Source organism: Actinosynnema sp., from assembly GCF_052038725.1.
The window spans coordinates 1-4141 of the sequence record NZ_JBQGCX010000025.1; the positions used below are offsets into that span (position 1 = coordinate 1).

The following is a 4141-nucleotide window of genomic DNA, read 5'->3' on the forward strand; positions in this document are numbered from 1 at the left end:
CGCCTCGCGCCGGGCCGGGAGCCGGTGCGGCACCTCCTGGTTGAGGATCGCCCGCTCCAGCTCGCGCAGCTCGCGGCCGGGGTCGAGCCCCAGCTCGTCCACCAGCCTGGCCCTGGTGCGCCGGTACACGCCGAGCGCGTCGGCCTGCCTGCCGCAGTGGTAGAGCGCCCGCATGAGCTGGCCGCACAGCCGCTCGCGCAGCGGCTCGGCCTCGACCCACCGCTCCAGCTCGTCGATCATCTCGCCGTAGCGGCCGGACGCGAACTCCGCCTCGACGCAGTCCTCCAGCGCGGCCAGCCGGGTGTTGCGCACGGCCGCCAGCTCGGGCCAGTCGACGCCCTGCTCGACCAGGTCGGCCAGCAGCGGCCCGCGCCACAGGCCGATCGCGTCGCGCAGGGTGCGGGCGGCGCGCTGCCAGGAGCCCGCCGCGAGGTCGGCGCGCCCGGCGTGGACGAGCCTGCGGAAGCGGCTCAGGTCCACGTCCTCCGGGTCGACGCGCAGCAGGTAGCCGGGGGTGTGGGTGAGCAGGGCGGGCGCGCCGGGCGCGTCACCGGCGGCGGTCAGCACGCCGCGCAGGGCGGCGACCGCGTTCTGGAGCATCTTGCGCCCGGTGGGCGGCATGTCCTGCGGCCACAGCGCCTTGAGCAGGCTGCTGGTGGGCACCACGCTGTTCGGGTGCAGCAGCAGGTAGCCGAGCGCGGCGCGCTGCTTGGTGCCGCCGAGCGCCACCGGTCGGGACCGGTCGACGACTTCGAGCGGACCCAAGAGCTGAAAGCGCATCACTGGTCTCCAAGGCGCGTGGTTGCTCCGGGTCGCTTCCCGCCGCTGCGCTGGGACGGTTCCGCTCTGGACCGTCGGGACGGTACCCCCGGCCATCGCGCGGCCGGGAGTTCGCAGCGGCTTTTTCCCCCTACCGTATGTATCGGAACGCTCACCGTGCGCACTGGTGCGGAGAGCTCAGCGCGTGCGACGGGCCAGGGTCATGCCGTCGGCGTGCGCGAGCAGCACGGCCTGGACCCGGTCGTCGGCGGCGATCCTGCGGTTGAGCTCCCGGACGCCCTCGGTGTCGGGGTCCACCGCGGCGGGGTCGGCGACCCGGCCGGAGAACAGGGTGTTGTCCACGACGACCAGCCCGCCGGGGCGCACCAGCTCGACGGCCAGCTCGTAGTAGCGGGGGTACCCGGCCTTGTCCGCGTCCACGAACACCAGGTCGACCCGGCCCGCGAGCTCGCCGGTCAGCCCGGCGGGGCTGCCCGCGGCGTCGCCGACGAGCACCTCGAGCCGGTCCGCGACGCCCGCGCGCTCCCAGTGCGGCCGGGCGATCGCGGGCCACTTGGGGCTCAGCTCGCAGGTGATCACCCGGCCGCCGTCGGGAAGGGCGGAGGCCAGGCACAGCGTGCTGCACCCGGTGAAGGTGCCGACCTCCACGACCAGCCGGGCCCCGGTGAGCGCGACCAGCATGGCGAGGAAAGCGCCTTCCCCCGGTGGGACGGGGAGGACGCCGCCGCCGGGCAGCAGCGCGGTCTCGGCGCGCAGCTCGGCGAGCGCCGCCGGTTCCGGCTGGGAGACCTCGCGCAGGTAGTCGAGCAGCGCGGGCGTGACGACGACCTGCTCACCCACGGGTGGGCACCTCCAGCAGCGACGGGGCTTCGACGGTGACCGCGCGCGGGGCGGGTCGGGGCGCGGGGCGCAGGTGCAGCCGCCGCACCGGGTTCCCGCTGGCACGCGCCTCGGGAACCTCGGCGTCGGGGACATCAGCGGCGCGGGGCTCGGCGGTCCGGGGCTCGGCGGTCCGGGGCTCGGCTACGCGGGGCTGGGCGGTGCTGGACTCGGCAGCGCAGGGCTCGGCGGTCCGGGGCTCAGCGGTCCGGGGCTCAGCCACGCGAGACTCGGCGGCGCAGGGCTCGGCAGCGCAGGGCTCGGCAGCGCGGGGCTCGGCCACGTGAGACTCGGCAGCGCGAGTCTCGGCAGCGCGAGTCTCGGCAGCACCGGTTCCTGGAGCGCCGCCCGCGGGAGCACCGCCCACGGAAGCACCGGCTCCTGAAGCACCGGCTCCCGAGGCGCCGATCCCCGGAGCGCCCGCGCCTGGGGCGCCTGCCGCAGCGAGGTGTTCGGGGCCGCCGCCCACCGCCGCCAACTCGGCGCGGCAGGCGCAGTCGGCGTCGTCGTACCCGGCGAACCGGTAGGCGATCTCCATCATGCGGTTGCGGTCGGTGCGCCGGAAGTCGGCCACCAGGTGCGCGCCCGCCTCCAGCGCCTGCCCGCACAGCCAGTCCAGCAGCACGCTGCCCACGCCGTAGGGCACCACCCGGCACGAGGTCGCCAGCAGCTTCAGGTGCCACGCGGCGGTGTGCCGCTCCAGCAGCACGATGCCGATCGCGCCGTGCGGCCCGAACCGGTCGGTCAGGCCCGCCACCAGCACCTCGTGCGCCGGGTCGTCCAGCAGGGCGCGCAACTGCCCGTGCGGGTAGTGCACGCCGGTCGCGTTCATCTGGCTGGTGCGCGCGGTCAGCTCCTCGACCCGGTGCAGGTCCTCGGGCCTGGCCCGGTCGATCCGCAGCACCAGTCCCAGCGAGCGCAGGAACTCCTCGTCGGGCCCGGTGAACGCGGCCTGCTCGGCGCCGCGCGCGAACCCGGCCCGGTAGAGGGCGCGGCGGTTGCGGGCGTCCTCGGTGACGACGGCGGGGCTGAACTCGGGCAGCGAGCACAGCTCCAGCACGCGCTCGGCCGGGTAGCAGCGGACCTCGGGCAGGTGGAAGGCGACCTCGGCGCGCTCGGCGGGCCGGTCGTCGACGAACGCGATGGCGCGGTGCGCGAAGCCCAGCCGGTCGGCGATGCGGGCGACGGCGGCGGACTTGACGCCCCAGCCGATCTCGGGCAGCACGAAGTACTCGGCGACGCCCAGCGCCTCCAGCGCGGCGAGGGCGGGCTCGGGGTCGTTGCGGCTGGCCACCGACTGGAGCACGCCGCGCGCGTCCAGCTCGACGATCGCGGCGCGGACCCGCTCGTCCAGCACGGGCGCGTCGCCCTCGGCGAGGGTGCCGCGCCAGAGCGTGTCGTCCAGGTCCCACACCAGGCACTTGACCAGGTCGCCGCTCACGCCGTCGCCACCGCGTGCTCGGCCAGCACGAGCCTGCACAGCTCGTTGCTGCCCTCGAGGATCGCCATGAGCTGGGCGTCCCGGTAGGCGCGCGCGACGGGGTGGCCGTCGTGGGCGCCCGCCGAGGCGAGCACCTGGACGGCGGTGGCGGCGGCGCGCGCCGCGTGCCCCGCGCTCACGTGCTTGGCGAGCACGGTGGCGGTGACCAGCTCGGCCGAGCCCACGTCCCAGCGGCGGCTGGCGTGCTCGCACACCCTGGTGGAGACCTGCTCGGCGACCAGCAGGTCGGCGAGGTGGCCCGCGACGAGCTGGTGCGCGGCCAGCGGCACGCCGAACTGGCGGCGGGTGCGGGCGTGCTCGGCGGACGCGGCCAGGCAGGCGCGCAGGATGCCGACGCAGCCCCACGCCACGGACAGCCTGCCGTGCGCGAGGACCGTGGTGACCAGCAGCGCGGTGGAGACGCCGTCGCCGCCCAGCACCGAGGTGGCGGGCAGGCGCACGTCGTCCAGCTCGACGTCGGCGTGGCCCGCGGCCCGGCAGCCCATCGGGTTGGCGACGGGGGTGATCGTGACGCCGGGCGCGGTGGCGGGCACCAGCGCGACCGCCGCGCCGTCGCCGCGCCTGCCCGCCACGAGGAGCAGGTCGGCGTAGCGGGCCGCGGTGGTCCACACCTTGTGGCCGCGCACCAGGACCGTCCCCGGTTCGCCGGGGTCGTCCTCGACGGTGGTGGCCATGGCGGACAGGTCGCTGCCCGCGCCGGGCTCGCTGAGCGCCACGGCGGCCAGCGAGCCCCCGGTGAGCCTGGGCAGCACGGCGGCGCGCTGCGCCTGGTCGCCGAGGCGGCGCACGGTCCAGGCGGCCATGCCCTGCGAGGTCTGGACGCTGCGCACCGAGCCGCACAGCGCGCCGGTGCGGGCGGTCAGCTCGCCGTTGTCCAGGCTGCCGAGCCCGAGGCCGCCGTGCCGCTCGGCGACCTCACCGCACAGCGCGCCCGCCGCGCCGAGCTCGCGGAGCGCGGCCACCGGCAGCTCGCCCGCCAGG

General features: G+C 76.6%; 4 protein-coding genes. All 4 read right to left on the reverse strand.

Going from position 1 to position 4141, the window contains the following annotated elements:
- A partial coding sequence (locus tag ACTUAL_RS00455) for an AfsR/SARP family transcriptional regulator (RefSeq protein ID WP_440898872.1) occupies positions 1-780 on the reverse strand: 780 nt, incomplete at its 3' end.
- Positions 781-957: 177 nt separating this feature from the next.
- Entirely contained in the window at positions 958-1620 is a 663-nt protein-coding gene (locus tag ACTUAL_RS00460) for an O-methyltransferase (RefSeq protein WP_440898873.1), read from the reverse strand.
- Positions 1613-3100: an HAD-IIIC family phosphatase gene (locus ACTUAL_RS00465; protein ID WP_440898874.1), complete on the reverse strand. Its 1488-nt coding sequence runs from the start codon at positions 3098-3100 to the stop codon at positions 1613-1615. The genes ACTUAL_RS00460 and ACTUAL_RS00465 overlap by 8 nt, the downstream gene beginning before the upstream one ends.
- On the reverse strand, positions 3097-4141 hold a 1045-nt coding region (locus tag ACTUAL_RS00470; protein ID WP_440898875.1), incomplete at its 5' end, for an acyl-CoA dehydrogenase family protein. The genes ACTUAL_RS00470 and ACTUAL_RS00465, both read right to left, overlap by 4 nt.